Genomic DNA, 20514 nt, shown 5'->3' with positions numbered 1-20514 from the left:
GGTGGGGGGGGGGGGCCAATCCGGGGGGGGGCGCCGGGGGCGGCGGGGCCGCGCCCCCCGTCCCGCGCCCGCCCCCCGGGGGGGGGGGGCGCCCCCGGGGCCCCCCGGGGCGCTCGGCGGCCTCGTGGGCTGGCTGGTGAACACGCTGGCCAGCGCCGTCCTCGGGCTCGTCGTCGGCGCCGTGGTCGCGGTCGTGGTGGGCCTCACCCTGCACCGGCGCGGGGACCGCACCGCCGGCGGGACCGCCGCGCACTAGGCCCGGGCCCGCCGCGCGGGCGACGTGCCCGGGCCGGGCGGTGCACCCCGCCCACCCCTCGCTCCCCCACCCGCCCCCCGTGTCGGGTCGACCACGCCCGTCGCGCCTCGCGTGTCCCCCGTGCACGCTCGCGGCGTGGAGGCAGGACGGCGCCCCTGGGGACGGCGACGGCGAGGAGCCCACCGGGGACGGCGCGCGGGCGGTCCACCACGGCCCGGGCGGCCGGGGTTCCTACGGCGCGGCGACGGTCGGCGCGCGCGGTGGGACCTCCGCGCCGGCCGCTCCTCGGGCAGGATGGCGCGCGTGACGACGCGGGCGGCCACGGCGCTGGACGGGGCGGAGCAGCGCCCCGGGCACCGCGGGTACGTCGTGGCGATCGACCAGGGCACCACGTCGACGCGCTGCATCCTGTTCGACCACGCCGGCCGGCTCGTGGCCGTCGCCCAGCGCGAGCACCGCCCGCACTACCCGCGCCCGGGGTGGGTGGAGCACGACGCCGCACAGATCTGGCGGGACGTGGCCCGCCTGGTGCCGCAGGCGATGGCGCAGGTCGACGCGCAGCCCGCCGACGTCGTCGCCGTCGGCATCGCCAACCAGCGCGAGACCGTCGTGGCCTGGGACCGCCGCACGGGCGAGCCCGTCGGCCCGGCCGTGGTGTGGCAGGACACCCGCACCGCCGCGATCGTGGAGGAGATGGCCGCCGACGGAGGCGTGCACCGCTTCGCCGGGGTGTGCGGGCTGCCGCTGGCCACCTACTTCTCCGGTCCGCGCATGACGTGGATGCTGCGCCACGACGAGTCGCTGCGCCGCCGGGCGCGCACCGGTGACGTGCTGTTCGGCACGGTGGAGTCGTGGCTGGTGTGGAAGCTCACCGGTGGCCCCGACGGCGGCGAGCACGTCACCGACGTCACCAACGCCAGCCGCACGATGCTCATGGACCTGCGCACGCTGGACTGGTCGCCGGACCTGCTGGCGGCCTTCGGGGTGCCGCGGGCGGCGCTGCCGCGGATCGTGCCCAGCTCCCAGGTGTACGGCACGGCGAGCACCGTGGTGCCCGGGGCCCGGATCGCCGCGGCCCTGGGCGACCAGCAGGCGGCGCTGTTCGGGCAGACGTGCTTCTCCCCCGGCGAGGCGAAGTGCACCTACGGCACCGGCGGGTTCCTGCTGATGAACACCGGCACCGAGGTGCCGCGCTCCTCGCACGGGCTGCTGACGACGGTGGCGCACCGCATCGGCGACGAGCCCCCGGTGTACGCGCTGGAGGGCTCCATCGCCGTCACCGGGGCGCTGGTGCAGTGGCTGCGCGACAACCTGGGCCTGATCTCCACCGCCCCGGAGGTGGAGTCCCTGGCCCGCACCGTCGACGACAACGGCGGCTGCTACTTCGTGCCGGCGTTCTCCGGGCTGTTCGCCCCGCACTGGCGGGCCGAGGCGCGCGGGCTGCTCATCGGCCTGACCTCGTTCGTCACCAAGGGGCACGTGGCGCGCGCGGTGCTGGAGGCCACCGCCTGGCAGACCCGGGAGGTCGTGGAGGCGGTGGAGGCCGACTCCGGCCTGCGGCTGTCCTCGCTGCGGGTGGACGGTGGCATGACCTCGAACAACCTGCTGATGCAGACGATCGCCGACGTCCTGGACGTCCCCGTGGTGCGGCCCATGGTCTCGGAGACGGTCTCGCTGGGCGCCGCGTACGCGGCGGGGCTGGCGGTGGGCTTCTGGCCGGACACCGGGGCGCTGCGCCGGCGGTGGCACCGCGCCGCCCAGTGGTCGCCGGCGATGGCGCCGGAGCAGCGCGAGCGCGGCTGGGAGGACTGGCGGGAGGCGGTGCGGCGCACCTTCGGCTGGGTGCGGCACGGGGGGGCGCCCTGACGCGCCGACGCCTCCCCGCGCCCGCGGGCACGAGGAGGCGTCGGGGCGTCGGGGCGTCAGCGGACCCGGGCGTCCTCGACGTCCGCGGTGCGGCGCTGCAGGCGGTCCTCGACGAGCAGCAGCACCACGACCAGCGCGGCACCGGCCACGGCGAGCAGCACCACGGGCAGCACGTCGCCGCCGGGAGCGGCCAGGACGCGGTCCTCGTCCTGCCACGGCCACAGGGCCCGCAGCGAACCGGCCATGAGCCCGGTCATCACCGCGAGCGTCACGGCGCGGTGGTGGTCCAGCAGGTGCTGCAGCACGCGCACGAAGGAACCCAGGCCGACCACCGCGCCCACGGCGAAGGCGCCGACGTAGGCGAGGTCGCGGTCGGCCACCGCGCGCAGCGTCGGCTCGTACAGCCCCACCGTCAGCAGCAGGAAGGACCCGGAGACCCCGGGGAGCACCAGCGCGCAGATCGCGACGGCCGCGGCGACGGCCACCACCAGCAGGGAGGGGTCCCGCTCCGACGCCGCCGGCAGCCCGGTGAGCAGGAAGGCGGCGACGGCCGCGACCACGGCCACGAGCAGCAGGGGCGGCGACCAGCGGCCCACCATCCGGGCGGGCACGGCGAGCGAGGCCACCACGAGGCCGAAGAACACCGCCCGCGAGCCCACCGGGTGCTCGGTGACGACGGGCTCGAGCATCGCCGAGCCGACGAGGACCGCGGCGGCCATGCCCACCATGACCGGGACGACCACGGACCAGCGCACCAGGGCCAGCTCCGCGCGCACCTGCGAGCGGGGGCCGGTCACCGCGTACCGGGCGGCGGTGACGACGTGCCCGGCGCCGCCGATGAGGGTCTCGTAGACGCCGGTGACCAGGGCCAGCGTCCCGCCGCTGACGCCGGGGACGACCTCGGCGCTGCCGATGAGGGCACCGCGCACGACGTCGGCGGGCAGCCGGCGCCTGCTGGACGACGACGGGGGCGAGGGCGGGGCGGTGGCGGTCACCCGGACACGGTAGGCGACGGGCGGCCCGCTGCCGGGCGCTCCCGGGGAACGGTGTGCCAGTGTTCACCGGGTGAGCACACTCTTCGACGTCACCGGCCGGCTGGCGCTGGTCACCGGGTCCTCGCGCGGACTGGGCCGCGCCATGGCGGCGGGGCTGGCGGAGGCCGGGGCCCGCGTCGTGCTGCACGGGCGGGACGCCGCGCAGCTGGAGCGGGCACGCGGGGAGATCGCGACGAGCACCGGCACGGCCCCCGCGGTGGTGAGCTTCGACGTCACCGACGCCGGGGCGGTCGCGGAGGGCGTGGCGGCCCTGGTGGCCGAGCACGGCGCCCCGGACGTCCTGGTGAACAACGCCGGCATCCAGCGGCGCGCGCCGTTCGAGGAGTTCGCGACCGCCGACTGGGAGGACCTGGTGGCCGCGAACCTGTCGAGCGTGTTCCACGTCTCGCGCGCGGTGGTGCCGCACATGGTGGCGCGCGGTTCCGGCAAGGTCGTCAACATCGCCTCGGTGCAGTCGGTGCTGGCGCGGCGCACCATCGCCCCCTACACCGCGACCAAGGGCGGGGTCGCCTCGCTCACCAAGGGCATGGCCGCGGACCTGGCGAAGCACGGGATCCAGGTGAACGCCATCTCCCCCGGGTACTTCGCCACGGAGATGAACGCGGCGCTCGTCGCCGACGAGCAGTTCAACGCGTGGGTGGAGCAGCGCACGCCCGCCGGCCGATGGGGCCGGGTGGAGGAGCTGCTGGGCACGCTGCTGTACCTGTGCTCGGACGCCTCCAGCTACGTGTCCGGGCAGAACGTCGTCGTCGACGGCGGCATGACCTCGGTGCTGTGAGGGGGGCGTTCACGATGAGGGCGATCCGGATCCACGGGGCGGGCGACCTGCGCGAGGAGGAGCTGCCGCTCCCGGAGCCGTCGGCGGGCCGGGTGCGGCTGCGCACGGCGTACGCAGGGGTGTGCGGTTCGGACCTGCACTACTTCGCGCACGGCGCGAACGGCGAGTACGTGGTGCGCGAGCCGCTGGTGCCGGGGCACGAGGTGTCCGGCACCGTCGACGCGGACCCGTCCGGGGAACTGGCCCCGGGCACGCCGGTGACGGTGCACCCGGCCACGTTCGGCCCGGCCGCGCCGGGCCTGGAGGAGCTGCCGCACCTGCGCCCGGGCGGTTCCTACCTGGGCAGCGCCTCGACGTGGCCGCACACCCAGGGCGGGATGAGCGAGTTCCTGGTGGTGGAGCGCGCGATGGTCCGGGTCCTGCCGCAGGGCCTGTCGCTGCGGGCCGCGGCGCTGGCCGAGCCGCTGGCGGTGGCGCTGCACGCGGTGACGGTCGCCGGGGACGTGACGGGCCGGCGGGTGCTGGTGTCCGGTTCCGGGCCGATCGGGCTGCTGGTGGCGGCCGCGGCGCTGGAGCGCGGTGCCGGCGAGGTCGTCGCCACGGACGTGCTGCCCGGGCCGTTGCAGCGGGCCCGTGCCGTGGGTGTGCACGGCACGGTGCGCGTCGGCGAGGAGGAGGTGGAGCGCGAGGCCTTCGACGTGGTGCTGGAGTGCTCCGGGGTGCCCGTGGCGGTGAGCGCCGCGCTCCTGGCGGCGCGGCGGGCGGCCGTGGTCGTGCAGGTCGGGATGGTGCCGAACGAGCCGCGTCCGGTGAACCTGGCACCGCTGGTGTCCAAGGAGCTGCAGCTGCGCGGCACGTTCCGCTTCTCCGGGGAGATCGACGAGGCGGTGCGGGTGCTGGCGGCGAACGCCTCGCTGGAGCGGGTCGTCACCCACGAGTTCTCGCTGGAGCGGGCGGCGGAGGCGTTCGCGGTGGCGGCTGACTCCGAGGTGTCGGGCAAGGTCCTGGTCTCGCTCGCGGGCTGAGCGCTGCGACGTGGACGGCCCTGGCTGGCGGCGATGGCGGCGCGGGGCCGTCGTCCACCTGCCCGGGTCCCGGGTGGACGAGGGAGCACCGGGCCGGCACCACGGCCACCGGACCGTCCGGGCGCACCACGTCGGTCGGGGACCCCACCTCGAAGCGTGCGGCCGGGTGAGCCCGACGCGCGTGGGCGACGAGCTCGGGCACCAGGTCGATCCCCGTGGCGGCGGAGCCCGCGGAGCGCAGCAACCCCGCCAGGTGCCCGGGACCGCACCCCAGGTCCAGGACCGGTCCCACCGGACGCCCGGGGTGGTCACCGACCAACCGGCCGAGGTCCGGCTCGAGGGGTCTTCGGACCTCCGGGTGGGTGGGCGTGCCTCGTCGGCGCCGAACCGCGCTGCAACGTCGCGGTCACGTCTCGAGCTCGCTGCGCCGCCGCGTGAGGAAGGCGCGCTGGGCGTCGTTGCCGGCGGTGGCGATGGCCTCGTCGTAGGCCAGCCGGGCCTGCTCCAGCTGCCCCAGCCGGCGCAGCAGGTCCGCGCGCACCGCGTGCCGCGGCGGGTGACCGGGCAGATCCAGTGCCTCGACGACGGCGAGAGCCGCCGCCGGTCCCTGCACCTCCGCCAGCGCCACCGCCCGGTTCAGGGCCACCACCGGGCTCGGCGCGAGGCTCAGCAGGTGGTCGTACAGCGCCAGCACCTGTCCCCAGTCGGTCTCCTGCGCGGTGCGGGCGTCGGCGTGCACGGCGGCGATCGCGGCCTGCAGCTGGTACGGCCCCGGCCGCCCGCGCCGCAGGCAGGAGCGCACCACCTCCTGACCCTCGGCGATCAGTGCCCGGTCCCAGCGGGAGCGGTCCTGCTCGCCCAACGGCACCAGCGCACCGTCGCGGCCGGTGCGGGCGGGACGGCGGGACTCCGAGAGCAGCAGCAGGCCCAGCAGACCGAGGACCTCGGGCTCACCGGGCATCAGCTCGGCCAGCGACCGCGCCAGTCGCACCGCCTCGGCGCACAGGTCGGCGCGCACCAGGTGCTCCCCCGAGGTCGCCGAGTGCCCCTCGGTGTAGATGAGGTAGAGCACCGCCAGCACCCCGCGCAGCCGGGCCGGCAGGTCCGCCTCGTGCGGCACCCGGTAGGGGATGCCGGCGTCGCGGATCTTCTTCTTCGCCCGCACCAGCCGCTGGGCCATCGTCGCCTCCGGCACCAGGAACGCCCGGGCGACCTCCGGGGTGCTCAAACCCCCCAGCAGGCGCAGCGTCAAGGCGATCTGCGCCGGTGCGGCCAGCGCGGGGTGGCAGCAGGTGAACACCAGCCGCAGCCGCTCATCGCGCACAGCGCCCTCCTCGGCAGGCTCGTCCGGGGCGTGCAGCAGCGCGGCCTCGGCGTGGCGCCGGGTGCGGGTGGACTCACGCCGGAGGCGGTCCACCGCCCGGTTGCGGGCGGTGGTGATGATCCACCCCGCCGGGCTGGGGGGCAGGCCCGTGAGCGGCCAGCGCTGCACGGCGGCGGTGAAGGCGTCCTGCACCGCTTCCTCGGCGGCGTCGATGTCGCCGAGGAAGCGGATGAGGACGGAGACGGCGCGGCCGTGCTCAGCGCGGAAGACGGCCTCGACCTCCCGCGCAGCTGCGGGGGACGCCGCCGCGGGCACGGGAGCAGGCACGGGGTCGGGCACGGGGTCGGGCACGGGGCTCAGCCGAGGAAGGGCCGCACCTCGACGGGCAAGGTCGTGGCCCTGGCCGCCTCGCGTCCCCACTCCAACGCCGCGTCCAGGTCCGCGGCCTCGACGATGCACACCCCGCCCAGGTGCTCCTTGGCCTCGATCCACGGCCCGTCGGTCAGCAGCACCTCCTGCCCCCCGTCACCGCCGACGCGCACCACCGTGGCCGACTCCGGCCCGTGCAGCCCGCCGGCGAAGACCCACGCCCCGGCTGCGCGCAGCTCCTCGTGGAAGGCGGCCACGTCCGCGCCGATGCGCGCCATCGCCTCGGGAGCGGGGCGCTCACTGACGGGCTGGATCACGCTGAGCAGGTACTGGGTCACGGCTCCTCCTGGTGTCCTGGGCCGGTCCGGTCCCGGCGCTCAACCTCTACACGAACGCCACCGGCCCGGATCGACACCCCGCCCGGCCCCGCGACCCGCACGGTTACGACGCCGACCACGCGGTCACGGGCAGCACGACGACTGCGCCGCCGCCTGGCCGAGCAGCGATGAGTGCACGAGCGCCAGGCGGTCCACACCGTCGACGACATCCGGCACCGTCCGGGACCAGCGGCAGGAGAGCTCCATGCCCGAGACCACCGGGGGACCGGCGTCCTGCTTCCCCGCGATCGAGGCGAAGCACGGGCACCCGATCACGCACTGGCAGCACCTGCTGCGCGAGCACCGCGCCCAGCACCCCCGGCTCAGCGCCGGCGCCACCACGGGCAGCACCCGGGACTCACCGGCCACGCGCTCGCCGACCGGTGGCTCCCGGGCCTGCCGCCCGTCCCACCGGTGTGGCGATGACGACGAGGGTGCTCAGCGTGGCGTTGCCGCTGGCCGACCAGGACGGGGCGCCGGCCTCCTGCGCCGGCGTGCTGGGCTGTCGGCTCCTGCGCGACGTGGAGGTGCGGCCCGGAGCGCGGGTGGCGGAGGCGGCTCCACCGGCGCTCGCAGCCCGGTCCACCTGGAGGAGCCGACGACGACGGACGAGAAGCGACGAGCCCCGAGGAGACCCCTGATGCCATCGATCCGCCGATTCGACCACGTCGGCATCACCGTCGCCGACCTCGAGCGGGTGACGGACTTCTTCGTCGGCCTGGGCCTCCGGGTCGACGGCGGCCCGGCGGTGGTCGAAGGCGACTTCCTGGACACCGTCATCGGCATCCCCGGCTCCCGCACCCGGGTCGTGATGCTCCGAGCGCCGCACGGCGGCACCCTGCTGGAGCTGTCCAGCTTCGTGGAGCCTCAGCACCAGCCGGGATCGCCCACCGCGATGGCCACGGAGCTGGGACTGCGCAACGTGGCCTTCGAGGTCGACGACCTCGAGACGATCGTCGAGCAGCTGGCCGCGGACGGGTACCACCTGGTCGGCGGCGTCGGTCGCTACGAGCACACCTGGCGGATGGCGTACGTGCGCGGGCCGGAGGGGATCATCGTGTCCCTGGCCGAGCGGATCGGCTGACGCCCGACCCGCCCAGCGCGCCCCACCGGCCTTCCGAGCAGCACAGCACCGAGCGAAGGCGAGCGGACCGGACCGGCGCGGCTTCACGGACGTGCTCGACGCGCGGGTGGTCGGGGGACGGAGCCCTCCGGCGTGCTCGGCGAGCGCCTCACCGCTCAGCAGCGTCCTCCCGGGGGACGAGGAAGGTCTTGCCATCGGCGGTGGTGACGCGGTCCCACTCCCCGTAGCCGGCGGTGGCCTCCTGCGGAGTGCGGGGTCCGCGCGGTGGGGTGCGGTCGATGAGGCCCTGGGCCGGGCCGACGAAGGAGAACCAGCCGTCGAGGAAGACGTCGACCCAGCGGTGCTTGGAGCGTGGTCGCCGGTAGTGGTAGGGCACGTCCCGGTCGTCGTCGTGCCGGCTCGGGCTCGTGTCCATCCGGGTCTCACCCATCTCCGCCTCCACGGCGGTGTCTCGACGAGGTTCTCTTGGTGGGCTGAACGTTGGGGCACCAACAATGTATCCTCCGGTACCTGAGAGGTGGTGGTCGAGGTGACGACGCTCACGAGCGGCAGCGCGCTGGACCTGGAGCGGCAGGTCTGCTTCGCGATGGTGCTCGCCTCCCGCGGCATCGTGCAGGCCTACCGCCCCGTGCTGGAGCCGATGGGCCTGACCCACCCGCAGTACCTGGTGATGCTGGCGCTGTGGCAGCACGCCCCGCTGTCGTTGAGCCGGATCGCCCACCTGCTGCAACTGGACCCCGGCACGGTCTCGCCCCTGCTCAAGCGACTGGAAGCCGCCGGCCTCGTCGAGCGCACCCGCACCCCGGGGGACGAGCGCACCCTGAGCGTCACCCTCACCGACACCGGCCTCGCCCTGCGCTCGCAGGCCGAGCAGGTGCCCGCGCAGATGACGGCCCGCCTCGGCCTCAGCCAGCAGGACCTGGAGCAGTTGCACACCCTGATGACCCGCGTCGTCGCAGCTGCGGAACGCGCGAACCGGCTGGAGGGCTGAGGTCCCCGGCAGCCGGTTCTCGAGGCGGTGCGTCCAGCACGGCGGCGGTGGACGGGAGCCGTCGCACCCCGGGCGCGCTCGTCGTGGGGGGCTCCGTCCCGGCCCGGTGCCCCCCTGCGCTGACCCCGCGGCCGGCACAGCTCCTCCCGGCGCCTGTCCCGGCAGGTCCTGGGACACGCCCTCAAGATCGAGCGCATCCCCGCCGATCCAGCCGGAGTGATGCCCCAGCCGCTCGCGACCCGCCACCTCGAGGGGAGCGGGCGGCCGGGCGAGGTCCAGCGACTCGCGGCGCTGCACGAGTACGACGTGCTCGATGCCCCCGCGGACACCGAGCTGGACGACGTCGTGCGCGCCGCGGCGATGCTGACGGGACTCCCCCACGCCACGCTCAACCTCGTCGACGAGCACCGCCAGTGCCAGCTCACCACCGTCGGCTTCGAGGGCACGGACTCCGCACGCCAGGACTCCATGTGCGCGCTGCACTTCACCGACGGCCAGGTCGTGCACGTGCCCGACGCCAGCCTGGACGAGCGCTACCGCACCAACCCCTGGGTCGACGGCCGCCTGGCACGGGTGCGCCTGTACGCCTCCGCGCCCCTGGTCAGCCCTGCCGGTCACGCCCTGGGCAGCTTGTGCGTCTTCGACACCGCACCCGGTGAGCTCTCCCGGGCGCAGCTGGGGGCGCTGGAAGGGCTGTCGCGCACCGTGGTGGCCCTGTTCGAGCGCCGCCGCCAGGCCAGGGCCGCTGAGGGCTACGCCGCCCAGGCGCGCGAGCACGCCCTGCAGGCGCAACGCCTGGCCGCGCGCGACGCCGAGCTGCGCCTGGTGCTGGCCGCCACCAGCGACGCCTTCGTGGCCGTGGACGAGCACCAGCGCATCACGTCCTGGAACCCCGCCGCCGAACGGCTGTTCGGCTGGAGCCCGACCGAGGCCCTCGGTCGCAGCCTGACCGAGACGATCGTGCCGCCGGGCACGGCCTCCGCCCACACCGCCGGCTTCGAGCGCTTCATGCGCACCGGCGTCGCCCACCTGTCCAGCACCGTGCAGGTGCCCGCGCAGCACCGCGACGGCACCGCCCTGATCATCGAGCTGACCCTGACCCCCGTCGAGGTCCAGGAGCAGCGCCGCGTGTACGCCGCGATCCGCGACGTCACCGAGCGCCGGCACCTGGAGCAGCAAGCGCGTTCCCTGGCCGGCATCGTCGCCGGCGCCCGCGCCCGCGATCATCTCCGTGGACGGCGCCGCCCGCATCACCTCCTGGAACGCCGCCGCGGAGCAGCTGTACGGCTACCGCGCGGTCGAAGCGGTCGGAGGCGGTCTGGACCTGATCGCCTCGAGCGCGGAGGCGCAGCAGCTGAGCGCCTGGCTGGCTCGAGCCACCACCGGTGAGGGCGTCGAGGCGGTCGCCGCGCACGACGTGCTCGGGCGTCACCGCGACGGCAGCGCCGTGGAGGTCTCGGTCACCGTCTCACCCGTGCTCGACGCCGGTGGCGCCGTCGTGGGCGCCTCCATCGCCGCGCGCGACATCAGCGAACGCCGCCGCGCCGAGGCGGCGCTGCGCCAGGCCGAGCAGCGCTTCACCCTGGCCTTCACCCACGCCCCCGCCGGGGTGCTGATCACCGCCTTGACCGGTGAGCGGGCCGGGCACTTCCTCAGCGCGAACCCCGCCGCCTGCACCATGCTCGGCCACTCGCACGAGCGGCTGCTGGAGATGACCTCCGCCGACATCACCCACCCCGCGGACCTGCCCGGTGCGCAGGCCCGGCTGCAGCAGCTGCTGGAGGGCTCGGCGTCCAGCGCGCACTTCGAGAAGCGCTACGTGCGCGAGGACGGCGCCACGATCTGGGGCGCGGTGCACCTCGCGCTCGTCCACGGGGTCGAGGGTGAGCCGCTGTACGCGGTCACCCACGTCGAGGACGTCACCCGAGAGCGCGCCGACCGCGAGCGCCTGGCCCAGGTCAACACCGAGCTCGCCGCGACCAACGCGGAGCTGGCCGAGGCCAACGAGGCCCTGCAGCGCGTCAACGGCGAGCTGGACCGCTTCACCGCCACCGTCGCCCACGACCTGAAGAGCCCGCTGACCTCCATCGCCGGCTACGCCGAACTGCTGGCCGACCTGGCCGAAGCGCGGAGCCACGGCCCCAGGAGCACCCAGGCCCGGGACCCCGGTGGCCCGGCACCGAGCAGCGACGGCTGGGACGGCCCCACCCCGAGCGACCCGGACCCGGGCTCCGGGAGCGTCGAGGTCGTCGCCCTCGAGGCCATCGGGCGCAGCACCCAGCGCATGCGCACCCTCATCGACGGGCTGCTGTCCTACGCCAGGGCCCGCAGCGAAGCTCTGGACCTCCAGCCCGTCCACACCGCCGCCGTGGTCGACGACGTCGTCCTGGACCTGGCCGCCGTCCTGGAGCGCACCGGCGCGATCGTCACGCGTGGCCCGCTGCCCACCGTCCAGGCCCACCCGGTGCTGCTGCGCCAGGTGATCGCCAACCTGGTGGGCAACGCCGTGAAGTACGTCGCTGCCGGAGCGGCCCCGCGCGTGCAGGTGTCCGCACGGCGCACTGCGCAGTGCTGGGAGTTCGCGATCGCCGACAACGGCATCGGCATCCCCGCCGAGGCGCGCGAGAAGGTGTTCGCCATGTTCCACCGCGAAGCCGGTGGGGACTACGAGGGCGCCGGCATCGGCCTGGCCACCTGCCGGCGCATCGTCGACCGCCACGGCGGCCGCCTGTGGGTCAGCGCCCACCACGAGCGCAGCGACGGCACCCGTGCCCCGGGCTCCGTCTTCCACTTCACCGTACCCGTCACGGAGCGGGCCGCTGCACCGGCGGAGGCACCGGAGCCTGCAGCGGACGGGGACCCGGCAGCTCGGCCCTCGAGCAGCTGACTCCTGCTCGGCTCGTGCCGAGGCCGCACCACCCGGCGCCCCGGCGCCGGGTGCACTGCACGTCAGCACCGCCCGCTGTGACCGTGCGTCCACGACGCCCGTGGATCCGTGGCGGGAGCGCGCCGCCCACGGGTCGATCCTGCGCGGAGCGCGCTCACGACGGTCAGCGAGCGGCGGACCGTGAGCACGGGCACGACGCGGGGAGTGCGCAGTCCCGAGCGGCCGCAGACGCCCCCGCACGCCGAAGGCCGGACGTGGCGGGCGAGGTTCTCCGGGTGCACGTCCGCCCTCACCAGCACGGTGCGGACGCAGGCGCCCGCAGCAGTTGCCGGGCAGCGCTGACCAGCGCCGCGTTGTCGGCAGCGGGCGAACCGTCAGGCAGTACCAGCACGTCCTCCAGTCCGGTCCGGGTGGACAGCCCCCAGCGCCCGGCCAGGCGCAGCGCGGTCCAGGCGGTGGCGCCCTCCCCGTGCAGCAGCACCTGCGGTTCCCGGGCCGCGTCGTCGTGGCTCCGCTCCACGAGGTGCAGCAACTGCTCAGCCTGGTGCTGCACCTGGGGCTCGGCCAGCCCGTCGGGCAGTTCCAGCAGCACCCGCACGCACCGGTGCCGGTGGACCGACGCCAGCCACGTCCCGGCTCCCGCTCGGTGCCAGATTCCGGCCTCGACCCCGATGCCCAGCTGCAACAGCGCACCGGCGATCTCGTCGGCGCCGTCCTCGTGCCAGTTGACCGAGGCGAAGTCCGGCAGCAGCGCCGAGCGCTCCCAGGAGCGGATCGCGGCGAGCCTGCGCACCGGATCGGGCAGGGCCCAGGCCCCGGTGGTCACACCGACCGGTACGGCCGGTGCGGCCTCGCGCACAGCTGCCAGCACCTCGGCCAGCGCTGCGGCGTCGAGCGTGTCCGCGCCCGCTGCGTCCTTCACGTGCAGGTGCACCGCGTCGGCACCCGCGGCGGCGACCTCCGCCACGTCGCGGGCCAGCTCGCCCGGCGTCACCGGCAGGGCCGGGTGCTCACCCGGTCCGCGGGCACCGTTCACGCACGCCTTCAGCACCCGTGCACCCTCTCGGACAGCACCGACACGCACGAGCGCTCACGACGCCCTCGGCGCGCGGCCACGGACGGTGCGCATCGAGCCGCGCGATGACCGCGAAGGGACGGACGTTCCGCCTTCGGCGTCCACCCCCAGTCGCCCGGAACGCCACGAGCACGGAGGGAGCACGCGGACCCCACCGGTCCCCTCGTCCCTGGCCGCCGTCGCGATCACGCTCGTCCTGGCCGGCTGCGGCGCCCAGCCCGCCGCGCCGGATCGTCCCGCACCCGAGCACCGCAGCCCCTTCGACGACTCCACCGCCGTGGCCGAAGCACGCTCGCACCCGCTGCGGGCCTGCCCCGCGCAGACCGACGTCGCTCGGCCCGTGATCGAGGACCCGAACGAGGGCTGGGTGACCGAGCTCGGCACGCTCGACGAGGCCGTCGCGTTCCTCTGGGCGCAGGAGCAGGCCATGGCCCTCGACGCCTGGGCGCGATGCACCTTCCCGGACTCCTACGCCGGTTTCCGGGGTCTTCGGATCTGCGGGTGGGAAGGTGTGGCTACCACTTCCACGTCGACGACCGAGATCTCAACTCGCCAGGTCCGGCCGCCCACCTATCCGGTGAGGACCGTGCAGCTCATCCCTCGCGAGGGGAGTGAGTGACCGCGGTCCGGCACCCGGCGAGGAGGCGGGTGACCATCTGTCGGGCCTCATCCCTGCCGTAACCCGGCCCGGGGATGGACAGGTTCCCCACCGCGCGCAGCAACGTGAACGCGGTGACCTGCGGGTCGACCTCCCCGGCGTCCTGGCCGGCTGCAAGCAAGGACGAGCACGCCGGCACCAGCTCCTCGAGGATCAAGGCGTGCAGATTCGCCAGGCTCGGGTCTTCTGAAAGCAGGGCCTCGCTGAGTCCGTGCTTGGTGACGAGGAAGTCTACGAACGCCGCCATCCACCGCTCCAGCGCCTCGGCTGCGGGGATCGGCTGCCCGAGCAGGGACGCCGCGAGGGCCGTGCACTCCTGGACCTGGTGGCGGTAGACAGCGCCCACGAGGTCCGCGCGGGTGGGGAAGTGACGGTAGACCGTGCCCACACCGACCCCGGCACGTTCGGCGATGTCCCGCACCGGTGCCTGCACACCGTGCTCGACGAACGCCGCCGTCGCCGCGGTCAGCAGCGCCTCACGGCTGCGCTGCATGCCGGCCTGGCGTACTCCGGTCGTGGTGGCCACCACGCACCCCCTTGCTCGCGGAACGATGTTCCGCTAACTTTGGCGGAACGATGCTCCGCCAGTGTGGCAGAGCCGGTCCCTCCTTCTAGGACATCCCATGCCTGAAGCCCTCGACCGTCAGCTCATCGCGGTCAAGCCCATCACCGTTCCCACCACCGGCCGCAGCCTCGATCTGCAGGTCAAGGTCACCGCACCCGCCGAGGGTCAGGACCTGCCCGTCATCGTGTTCTCCCACGGCAACGCCTGGTCCATGGACGGCTACGAACCCCTCGTCGACCGCTGGGCCGGCGCCGGGTTCGTCGTCGTCCAGCCCACCCACCTGGACTCCCGCCGCAACCGCATCGGCTTCGACGACCCCCGCTTCTCCGACATCTGGCGGGTCCGCATCGCCGACCTGCACGCCGCCCTGGACCACCTCGGCGTCGTCCTCGACCAAGTCCCCGGACTGCCTCCCCGCGTCGACGCGAGCCGCGTCGCCGTCGTCGGGCACTCCTGGGGCGGTCAAAGCGCCGGCGCCCTGCTCGGAGCCCGCGTCCTGGACGCCGACGGCACCCCGGGCGAGGACTTCACCCACCCCGCCGTGAAGGCGGGCGCGCTCATCGCGACCACCGGCACCGGTGACACGCTGACCCCGTTCGCGCTGGAGCACCTGCCGTTCATGCGCCCGGGCTACTCCACCATGACCACCCCCGCCCTCATCGTCACCGGCGGCAAGGACCGGTCGGCGATGTCCACCCGCGGACCAGACTGGTTCACCGACGCCTTCCACCTCAGCCCCGCCCCCAAGCGGATGCTCACCATCACCGACGGCGAGCACACCCTCGGCGGCGTCGCCGGCGAAGCCGTTCGCGAGACCAGCGACGAGAACCCCGCCCGCGTCGCCCTCGTCGCCGACGCCGTCGCCGCCTACCTCCTCGACGCCCTCAGCGGTGACACCACCGCCTGGCGGGACCTGCAGGAGCGAGCCGCAGCGAGTTCCGGCGCCTTCAGCATCGACAGCAAGTAGCTTCCACGCGGCCGGGCTCAACCGTTCCCGCGGCGAGCCCGGCCGCGGATCTTCCTGGCCCGGCCACTGACCAACGAACGGCTGCATCCTGCACTCCTCCTGCAGCCCCACCACCCCCGCCCACACCACCGGGCCATGCTCCGTCGCCGATCAACTGCTGGGGCTGCAGAACCTGCACCTGCTCACCGTTGAGCGCCTCAACCCCGGCACCGACGCCGAGCATTCGCGCGGGCTGCTGCGCCTGACCGTTGAGACCGAACGCCCCGAGGTCGTCGCCTGCCGCGACTGCGGAACCCTCGCCGCCGACCACGGCCGGCGCGAACACCGACTGGCCGACGCACCCTGCTTCGCCACACCAGTGCAACTGATCTGGCGCAAGCGACGCTGGCGCTGCCGCGAACAACGCTGCCCCACCGACGTCTGGTCCGAGGAGCACCCCGCCCTGCCCGCGCGGGCCAAGCTCACCGCCCGTGCTGTTGAGTGGGCCGTGCAGACGCTGCGGTGGAACGACTCCACCGTCTCCGCCCTGGCCCGCCAGCTCGGCTGGGGGCACCTCCCGCTTGCGGGGGAGGACCGGCACACCCTGATGGACGCCATCCGCACCCGAGCCCACCAGGACCTCAACGACGAACCGCCCGCGCCGCGCGGCTGGCCGGAGTGGACACGCTCGGGGTCGATGAGCACATCTGGAAGCCGTCAGCCCGCCACCGCGACCGGGCGGTCACCTCCATCGTCGACCTGACCCGCGACCAGGACGGCCGGATCCACGCCCGCCTGCTCGACGTCACCCTCGGCCGCTCCGGGCCGGTTTACGCCGATTGGATCCGAGCCCAGACCCGCGAGTTCGTCGACGGCATCACCCACGCCTCACTCGACCCGTTCCGCGGCTACGCCAACGCCATCCGCACCGAGTTGCCCGACGACACCGTGACCGTCCTGGATGCCTTCCACGTCGTGAAGCTTGCCTCCACCGCGATGGACGAGGTCCGCCGCCGCGTCCAGCAGGCCACCCTGGGCCGGCGCGGGCACAAGAAGGACCCGCTCTACCGCATCAGGCGGCTGCTGAGCACGGCGCGGGAGAACCTCACCGACCGCGGCCGAGCCCGGCTCGAAGCCGCGCTGCAGGCCGGTGACCCCGGCTTGGAGGTGACCGTGGCCTGGCACGCCTACCAGGAGCTACGGTCGATGTTCCACGCTTCCACCCCGGCTGCGGGGCGAGCCACCGCGAAGCGGGTGCTCGATTCCTTCTACCGCTGCCCGATCCCGGAGATCGCTCGCCTTGGGCGGACGTTGCGGTCGTGGCGGGCGGAGGTGCTGGCCTACTTCGACACCGGCGGCATCAGCAACGGCGGCACCGAAGCCATCAACCTCATCATCGAGAAGACCCGCCGCCTGGCCCACGGCTTCCGCAACTTCGGCAACTACCGCATCCGCATCCTCCTCGCCGCTGACGGCACCCGACCCTGGCGACGACAACGACGCGGGTCAGGGTGAGCTACCCCCCCGCAGATCCGAAGAGCCGGTTTGGCTCTTCGGATCCGCGGGAAGGCGTGCCTGACCGCCGGCGGGTCGCCTTCGACTTCGCGGTCGTCGATGACGGAGTGCAGGCTGGGCACTGGCGTCAGCCGCAGGTCGTCGAGGAGCGAGCGGCTCCGCCGCTCGCGAGGCGAAAACACGAGCGCGCCCGTGGATCGGTGCCGCAGGATGGGCGCCGATGAGCAGCACGCGCGACAGTCCAGCGCTCCCCGGGGAACCCGCAGCCCTCGATCCCCGACTGCGCACCGCGATCGATGCCAGCGTCGGCTGGTGCGAGGACCTGTGCGCTCTGCACGGCGTGGGAGCCGTGATCTCACGGGGGTTGTGGAACGCCGCGGGCACGCCACCACCGCTGCACCCCGATGCCGTCGTGGTGGAGCCGGGGGTGACGGCCGAGCGGGTCGAGGAACGCCTCACCGACCGTGAACACGCCGGCGTCAAGGACAGCTTCGCCACCCTGGACCTGTCCAGCGCGGGCCTGCAGCTCCTGTTCTCCGCCACCTGGATCCACCGCCGCCCGGCGGCGGCACCGGTCCACGCCGCCGCCGCCGACGCTGGCGGCAACCGGTGGACGCTGGTGCGGACCGAGGAGCAGTTGGCGGAGTGGACCGCGCTGCACGACACCACCGCGGTCCTGCTCCCGGCGCTGCTGCAGCGCGGGCACTTCGCCGTCCTGGCCCGGGAGGTGGAGGGACGCATCGTCGCCGGAGCCGTCGCCCGCCTGGGCAGCGGCGCGGTCGACGTCTCCAACACCTACGCCGTCGAAGGCCACCGGCTGGACTGGACGGAACTCGCCGATGCCGTCGCGGCGCTGTTCCCCGCCCGCCCCCTGGTCGGGTACCAGCGCGGTGCGGACCTCCAAGCCGCCCTCGCCGGTGGCTTCGAGGCGGTCGGTGACCTGCGCGTGTGGATCCGTTGAACTCCGAGGGCCGTCGACAGCGGCTTCGGTCACTCGCCCGGCCACGACAGTCGCACGCACCCACCAGGCGAGCTCAGAAGCATCTACCGGTCATCCCGCGCCGCGGCGCGGTCCTGGTCAGCCAGTGATCTCCTCACCCCCCGCTGGGTCTCGGACGGTGACGAGCCTCGTCTTCGCCCACGCCGAGCAGCACACTGGACCGGTGACGACCCCGCAGTGCTCATGAAGGAGCACACCCACGGCGGCACCACCCAGCCAGCCCACCCCGCGCGGACAGACCCAGCAGCCACCAAGCGCCCCTGGCAGGGCCCACTGACCCTCAGCAGCGACTACGCCGCCGAAACACCCCTGTGGGACGAGAACGGCACCCTCCTGGGCGACCTGTCGGTACTGGGCATCAGCGAGCACCTGCAGCAGGCCCTCATCCGCTGGCAGCAGAACTTCGAACGGCACTTCCGCCCCACCTGCGCCTGGGACAGCCGCGAAGCCCGCACCGCCTACGCCGAGCAAGCCCCGCTGCTGCTGGAGCAACTGCGCCACGAACTACCGCAAGCACCTGTCGAGGTCGACCTGTGGCCGCTCGACGCAGCCGACGACCCGGCCCGCGGCTAGACGATCGACCGGTCCCAGAGCCGGTCTCACGCTCTTGGCGATGAGCAAGCGCTCCAGGGACGGTCAGCACACAGGCACGCCCTCTGGGGTGTCACTCCATCGCAGGCAGTGGCTCCCACCGCGCCGCACCCGCACGCACGTCGATCACCACCCGACCCAGCGGCTGCTCAGCGGCCTCCACGACGAAGTCCGGACCACCCCGGCCGGTCTCCTCACCAGGACGCCGATCCAGGTACGGAGTGAGCGTGAACACCACCTGACGGGCATCGTCGGGCAACGGGTAGGGCCCGTAGCTGCCCCGGGAGTACGGCTGCCCCAGTACGCCGGTGGTGCTGCCGCCGCCGATGTTCCCCGCCTCCTGCACGTCCCACCGCAGGGGCGGAGCGACCTCGTACTCCACGTCGGCGAGAGGACTGACGAACCACTGCCCCGCGTCCGCGTCATCCTCATGGACGGGAGGGACGATCTCGTAGTCCAGGGACACCATCTGCCACGGACCACCCGCCTGGGCAGGTGGCCGGTTGCCCGCAGCGTCCGGCCAGCTGCCCTCGTCGCGCAGACCCCGCAGGTGCAGGTGGCGCCCAGTCACGACCTCCCCGCAGTCCACGTCGAAGCCCACCAGGAGCCCACCCTGCTCATCCCCGTTACCGCTCACGTCGTCTCCCACCGTCGAGCGGGCGCGTCCTCCACGCCCTCACCGACGAGGCTGATGGATCACCCACTCCAGCACATCAGGGATCACCCTGATCGCCCCCGGAGATCGAGCGAGGCGACGCATGTCCAGACGCTCGGTCATCCCGCTGGTGGCGCGGGCGCTCTCATGGCGCCGTCAGCGTGCTGTCTTAGGCCGGACCGTTGCGGGCGATGACGACGAGCTCTTGCCCGGGACGGTCCGGAGCCTCGCGGACGTCGACCACTTCCAGCCCCGCCCGTCGCACGTCGTCCTCGAGCTCCGCCTGCTCCCGGAACCGCAGAGTGGAGATGGAGGTCGACGTCACCGACCCTTCCCGGGCGTCGGGCAGGACGTAGGTCCAGCGGAAGGTCACCAACGCCTCCTCGACCACCAGCGTCTCCACGTAGCTGTGCACCGCACCGACCCCCTCCACGTGTGTGTCGCGTCCGGTCCGCGGCGCCGTCCACGCTTCCCAGGCCCGAGCCGACGGCCGGCGGGTCTCGAAGACCAGGTGCCCACCCGGGACCAAAGCGCTGCGGCAGGCGCTCAACGTCGACGCCCACGCCTCGGGCTCGATGATCAACTGAGCGGTGTTGGCCGTCATCGTCACCAGGTCCCGGTCATCCACCTGCACCGACGGCGCGTCTCCCACCAGCCACCGCACCTGCTGCGCGCCCGGCTTGGCCTGAGCCACCTGCACCGAGGCCCCTGCCGGGTCCACCCCGATGACGTCGTACCCGCGCCCGGCCAGCAGCAGCGCGAAGGTTCCGGTGCCGCACCCGACATCCAGGGCCCGCTGTGCCTGCAGCTCCTGGGCCACAGCGAGGTAGGCAGCCAGGTCACCACGGTCGCCATCGAGGGCGTCGTACAGGCACGCCAGTCGAGGGTCGCGGAACTCCTCATCGCTCACCGACGGCATCCGATCATGACATGCATGCGCGAGCTACAGGTTTGCTCGCGCACCCCGTGACCTCGCGGTCATCCCGCGACCAGGACGTCGTTGACCGCACGGATCTGTCGATGTCCGGACCTCACGAGACCGCCGAGGGTGATGCACGAGTCACCTTGGCGACGGCATCCTGACGAGGTGACCGATCGCCACCCGGACCTGGCCGACGACGCCAAGGTTTCGCTGTTGGCCGCCGGCATCGGTGGCGGCCTACTGGTGGTCGCCGTGCCCGTCTTCTTCTCAGCCGTCATGTGGCCGGTCTTCGACCCTGGCGCGGTCCCCGCTGCCGTCCTGATGGCGATGGCAGCTGTGGCCACCTGCACCCCGGTGGCGGTGACGGCCGTCATCGCCGCACGCCAGCGCACCGCTGTTGCTGCTCAGCGTGCTGGGGCAGCGCTGAGCCGGCACTGACCCACCGCACCACCAGGATCAGACCGCCCGGTCATCCCGCGGTCCGGGGGGGGGGGGGGGGGGGGGGGGGGGGGGGGGGGGGGGGGGGGGGGGGGGGGGGGGGCGGGGGGGCGGCGGGGCGGGTGATGTGCAGGGGG

The 20514-nt window shown here is 74.1% G+C and carries 23 protein-coding genes and 1 pseudogene; 14 read left to right on the top strand and 10 right to left on the bottom strand.

Annotation, left to right across the window (positions count from 1 at the left end):
- Positions 1 to 550 precede the first annotated feature (550 nt).
- The gene (gene glpK / locus ACRYR8_RS17950) at positions 551 to 2122 is read left to right on the top strand and encodes a glycerol kinase GlpK (RefSeq protein WP_432483420.1); all 1572 of its coding nucleotides are present in this window, start codon (positions 551 to 553) and stop codon (positions 2120 to 2122) included.
- A 56-nt stretch (positions 2123 to 2178) separates the two neighbouring features.
- On the opposite strand, the gene ACRYR8_RS17945 is transcribed toward glpK, so the two are convergent.
- Complete coding sequence (locus ACRYR8_RS17945) at positions 2179 to 3117, bottom strand: DUF368 domain-containing protein (RefSeq protein WP_432483422.1); 939 nt, start codon at positions 3115 to 3117, stop codon at positions 2179 to 2181.
- A 70-nt stretch (positions 3118 to 3187) separates the two neighbouring features.
- Here ACRYR8_RS17945 and ACRYR8_RS17940 point away from each other — a divergent pair, with 70 nt between their 5' ends.
- Both ACRYR8_RS17940 and ACRYR8_RS17935 read left to right on the top strand, forming a co-directional pair.
- Positions 3188 to 3955: an SDR family oxidoreductase gene (locus ACRYR8_RS17940; RefSeq protein ID WP_432483424.1), complete on the top strand. Its 768-nt coding sequence runs from the start codon at positions 3188 to 3190 to the stop codon at positions 3953 to 3955.
- Between the two features lie 14 nt (positions 3956 to 3969).
- Positions 3970 to 4980 (top strand): zinc-binding dehydrogenase, encoded by a 1011-nt coding sequence (locus ACRYR8_RS17935; protein WP_432483426.1) that lies wholly within the window; start codon positions 3970 to 3972, stop codon positions 4978 to 4980.
- Here the strand turns inward: ACRYR8_RS17935 and ACRYR8_RS17930 are convergent.
- The 4 genes from ACRYR8_RS17930 to ACRYR8_RS17915 all read right to left on the bottom strand — a co-directional run bounded on the left by ACRYR8_RS17930 (position 4883) and on the right by ACRYR8_RS17915 (position 7326).
- Positions 4883 to 5272 carry a methyltransferase domain-containing protein gene (locus tag ACRYR8_RS17930; RefSeq protein ID WP_432483428.1) on the bottom strand — a complete coding sequence of 130 codons (390 nt, stop codon included), beginning with the start codon at positions 5270 to 5272 and terminating at the stop codon, positions 4883 to 4885. The genes ACRYR8_RS17935 and ACRYR8_RS17930 overlap by 98 nt on opposite strands.
- A 114-nt stretch (positions 5273 to 5386) precedes the next feature.
- Positions 5387 to 6619 carry an RNA polymerase sigma factor gene (locus ACRYR8_RS17925; RefSeq protein WP_432483557.1) on the bottom strand — a complete coding sequence of 411 codons (1233 nt, stop codon included), beginning with the start codon at positions 6617 to 6619 and terminating at the stop codon, positions 5387 to 5389.
- A gap of 41 nt (positions 6620 to 6660) precedes the next feature.
- A complete protein-coding gene (locus ACRYR8_RS17920; RefSeq protein ID WP_432483430.1) occupies positions 6661 to 7011 on the bottom strand; it encodes a YciI family protein in 351 nt (116 codons plus the stop codon).
- Between the two features lie 123 nt (positions 7012 to 7134).
- Positions 7135 to 7326: a hypothetical protein gene (locus ACRYR8_RS17915; RefSeq protein ID WP_432483432.1), complete on the bottom strand. Its 192-nt coding sequence runs from the start codon at positions 7324 to 7326 to the stop codon at positions 7135 to 7137.
- Between the two features lie 364 nt (positions 7327 to 7690).
- Here ACRYR8_RS17915 and ACRYR8_RS17910 point away from each other — a divergent pair, with 364 nt between their 5' ends.
- A complete protein-coding gene (locus tag ACRYR8_RS17910) occupies positions 7691 to 8134 on the top strand; it encodes a VOC family protein (RefSeq protein ID WP_432483434.1) in 444 nt (147 codons plus the stop codon).
- Between the two features lie 148 nt (positions 8135 to 8282).
- On the opposite strand, the gene ACRYR8_RS17905 is transcribed toward ACRYR8_RS17910, so the two are convergent.
- Positions 8283 to 8564: a hypothetical protein gene (locus ACRYR8_RS17905; protein WP_432483436.1), complete on the bottom strand. Its 282-nt coding sequence runs from the start codon at positions 8562 to 8564 to the stop codon at positions 8283 to 8285.
- 156 nt (positions 8565 to 8720) lie between these two features.
- Here ACRYR8_RS17905 and ACRYR8_RS17900 point away from each other — a divergent pair, with 156 nt between their 5' ends.
- The 3 genes and pseudogenes from ACRYR8_RS17900 to ACRYR8_RS17890 all read left to right on the top strand — a co-directional run bounded on the left by ACRYR8_RS17900 (position 8721) and on the right by ACRYR8_RS17890 (position 12012).
- Entirely contained in the window at positions 8721 to 9125 is a 405-nt protein-coding gene (locus tag ACRYR8_RS17900; RefSeq protein ID WP_432483559.1) for a MarR family winged helix-turn-helix transcriptional regulator, read from the top strand.
- Positions 9126 to 9344: 219 nt separating this feature from the next.
- Positions 9345 to 10292, top strand: a pseudogene (locus ACRYR8_RS17895) (GAF domain-containing protein); the annotation flags it as partial.
- A gap of 64 nt (positions 10293 to 10356) precedes the next feature.
- A complete protein-coding gene (locus ACRYR8_RS17890) occupies positions 10357 to 12012 on the top strand; it encodes a sensor histidine kinase (RefSeq protein ID WP_432483438.1) in 1656 nt (551 codons plus the stop codon).
- Positions 12013 to 12301: 289 nt separating this feature from the next.
- On the opposite strand, the gene ACRYR8_RS17885 is transcribed toward ACRYR8_RS17890, so the two are convergent.
- Positions 12302 to 13063, bottom strand: coding sequence for a 3-keto-5-aminohexanoate cleavage protein (locus tag ACRYR8_RS17885; RefSeq protein WP_432483440.1), 762 nt, complete (start codon positions 13061 to 13063; stop codon positions 12302 to 12304).
- 301 nt (positions 13064 to 13364) lie between these two features.
- Here ACRYR8_RS17885 and ACRYR8_RS17880 point away from each other — a divergent pair, with 301 nt between their 5' ends.
- Positions 13365 to 13706 (top strand): hypothetical protein, encoded by a 342-nt coding sequence (locus ACRYR8_RS17880; protein ID WP_432483442.1) that lies wholly within the window; start codon positions 13365 to 13367, stop codon positions 13704 to 13706.
- On the opposite strand, the gene ACRYR8_RS17875 is transcribed toward ACRYR8_RS17880, so the two are convergent.
- Positions 13681 to 14271, bottom strand: a complete 591-nt coding sequence (locus ACRYR8_RS17875) for a TetR/AcrR family transcriptional regulator (protein WP_432483444.1) — start codon at positions 14269 to 14271, stop codon at positions 13681 to 13683. The two genes, ACRYR8_RS17880 and ACRYR8_RS17875, sit on opposite strands and share 26 nt — an antisense overlap.
- Positions 14272 to 14368: 97 nt before the next feature.
- Between ACRYR8_RS17875 and ACRYR8_RS17870 the strand changes: the two genes are divergently transcribed.
- The 5 genes from ACRYR8_RS17870 to ACRYR8_RS17850 all read left to right on the top strand — a co-directional run bounded on the left by ACRYR8_RS17870 (position 14369) and on the right by ACRYR8_RS17850 (position 18344).
- Positions 14369 to 15277, top strand: a complete 909-nt coding sequence (locus ACRYR8_RS17870) for an alpha/beta hydrolase family protein (protein ID WP_432483446.1) — start codon at positions 14369 to 14371, stop codon at positions 15275 to 15277.
- Between the two features lie 85 nt (positions 15278 to 15362).
- Positions 15363 to 16019, top strand: a complete 657-nt coding sequence (locus ACRYR8_RS17865) for a transposase family protein (RefSeq protein ID WP_432485894.1) — start codon at positions 15363 to 15365, stop codon at positions 16017 to 16019.
- Positions 15935 to 16771: an ISL3 family transposase gene (locus ACRYR8_RS17860; protein ID WP_432483448.1), complete on the top strand. Its 837-nt coding sequence runs from the start codon at positions 15935 to 15937 to the stop codon at positions 16769 to 16771. Before ACRYR8_RS17865 ends, ACRYR8_RS17860 begins: the two co-directional genes overlap by 85 nt.
- Positions 16772 to 16991: 220 nt before the next feature.
- On the top strand, positions 16992 to 17732 hold the full coding sequence (locus ACRYR8_RS17855; protein ID WP_432483450.1) for a hypothetical protein: 741 nt from the start codon (positions 16992 to 16994) through the stop codon (positions 17730 to 17732).
- 216 nt (positions 17733 to 17948) lie between these two features.
- Positions 17949 to 18344 carry an immunity protein CdiI family protein gene (locus tag ACRYR8_RS17850; RefSeq protein WP_432483452.1) on the top strand — a complete coding sequence of 132 codons (396 nt, stop codon included), beginning with the start codon at positions 17949 to 17951 and terminating at the stop codon, positions 18342 to 18344.
- A gap of 91 nt (positions 18345 to 18435) precedes the next feature.
- On the opposite strand, the gene ACRYR8_RS17845 is transcribed toward ACRYR8_RS17850, so the two are convergent.
- A complete protein-coding gene (locus tag ACRYR8_RS17845; RefSeq protein WP_432483454.1) occupies positions 18436 to 18999 on the bottom strand; it encodes a hypothetical protein in 564 nt (187 codons plus the stop codon).
- Positions 19000 to 19186: 187 nt separating this feature from the next.
- Positions 19187 to 19927 carry a class I SAM-dependent methyltransferase gene (locus ACRYR8_RS17840; RefSeq protein WP_432483456.1) on the bottom strand — a complete coding sequence of 247 codons (741 nt, stop codon included), beginning with the start codon at positions 19925 to 19927 and terminating at the stop codon, positions 19187 to 19189.
- A gap of 177 nt (positions 19928 to 20104) precedes the next feature.
- On the opposite strand from ACRYR8_RS17840, the gene ACRYR8_RS17835 reads away from it, so the two are divergent.
- Positions 20105 to 20377 carry a hypothetical protein gene (locus ACRYR8_RS17835; RefSeq protein WP_432483458.1) on the top strand — a complete coding sequence of 91 codons (273 nt, stop codon included), beginning with the start codon at positions 20105 to 20107 and terminating at the stop codon, positions 20375 to 20377.
- Positions 20378 to 20514 lie beyond the last annotated feature (137 nt).

The organism is Kineococcus esterisolvens, assembly GCF_050871405.1.
Classification (GTDB): domain Bacteria; phylum Actinomycetota; class Actinomycetes; order Actinomycetales; family Kineococcaceae; genus Kineococcus.
Note: the sequence above shows the minus strand (reverse complement) of the source record. Positions and strands in the feature narration are given on the sequence as shown.

Excerpts from the sequence above, each read along its gene's own strand:
- glpK (WP_432483420.1), top strand. The coding sequence starts at position 551 with ATGGCGCGCGTGACGACGCGGGCGGCCACGGCGCTGGACGGGGCGGAG.
- ACRYR8_RS17935 (WP_432483426.1), top strand. The coding sequence starts at position 3,970 with ATGAGGGCGATCCGGATCCACGGGGCGGGCGACCTGCGCGAGGAGGAG.
- ACRYR8_RS17910 (WP_432483434.1), top strand. The coding sequence starts at position 7,691 with ATGCCATCGATCCGCCGATTCGACCACGTCGGCATCACCGTCGCCGAC.
- ACRYR8_RS17905 (WP_432483436.1), bottom strand. The coding sequence starts at position 8,564 with ATGGGTGAGACCCGGATGGACACGAGCCCGAGCCGGCACGACGACGAC.
- ACRYR8_RS17900 (WP_432483559.1), top strand. The coding sequence starts at position 8,721 with ATGGTGCTCGCCTCCCGCGGCATCGTGCAGGCCTACCGCCCCGTGCTG.
- ACRYR8_RS17870 (WP_432483446.1), top strand. The coding sequence starts at position 14,369 with ATGCCTGAAGCCCTCGACCGTCAGCTCATCGCGGTCAAGCCCATCACC.
- ACRYR8_RS17855 (WP_432483450.1), top strand. The coding sequence starts at position 16,992 with ATGAGCAGCACGCGCGACAGTCCAGCGCTCCCCGGGGAACCCGCAGCC.